This window comes from Oleiphilus sp. HI0128 (assembly GCF_001635365.1).
Genome location: NZ_LWGG01001562.1, coordinates 1 through 695 on the forward strand (window position 1 = coordinate 1; position 695 = coordinate 695).

The 695-nt window shown below is 42.4% G+C and carries 1 protein-coding gene; it reads left to right on the plus strand.

What is annotated here, in order from left to right:
* Positions 1–695, plus strand: a 695-nt coding sequence (locus A3763_RS25730; RefSeq protein WP_197483136.1) for an insulinase family protein, incomplete at both ends; no start/stop codon positions are given.

Here is a 695-nt window from a genome sequence, read left to right on the forward strand (position 1 = left end):
AATATCCGGGCTTGGCCCACTTTCTTGAACATATGCTCTTCCTTGGCACTGAAAAATTCCCTGAGCCTGATGCTTATCAGAAATATATCACTCAACATGGCGGCTCACACAATGCATATACTTCACCTGAAAATACAAACTATTTCTTTGATATCCGACCCGAATTCCTAGAAGCGGCGCTTGAACGCTTTTCTGAGCAGTTCACTCACCCGCTTTTTAACGCCGAGTATGTCGAGCGTGAAGTTAACGCTGTTCATTCCGAATACACATCCAAAGTCAAGGATGATGGACGACGCTTTTATTCTGTAATAAAAGCAGTATTAGCCGACGATCACCCCTATAGCCGCTTTTCTGTTGGAAACCTTGAAACCCTGAGTGACAAAGGCGAAGAAAAGTTACGCGACACTTTATTAGAGTTTTATCAAAAGAATTACTCTGCGAATCAAATGACTTTGGTAATTTTGGGGAAAGAGCCTCTTTCAACACTTAAAAAGTGGACACTAGCCAAGTTCAGTAACATTCCAAACAGCAACGTCGAGTTTACCGACATATCGCAAGATTTCTTCGCAGAAGATTTCCTACCTGTAAAAGTTGAAGCGCAATCGATAATGGACAAGCGATCAATGATGCTCGCATTCCCCATACCATCATCAAGCCTTCACCAAGACTCAAAGCCTGTATCCTACCTATCAAAC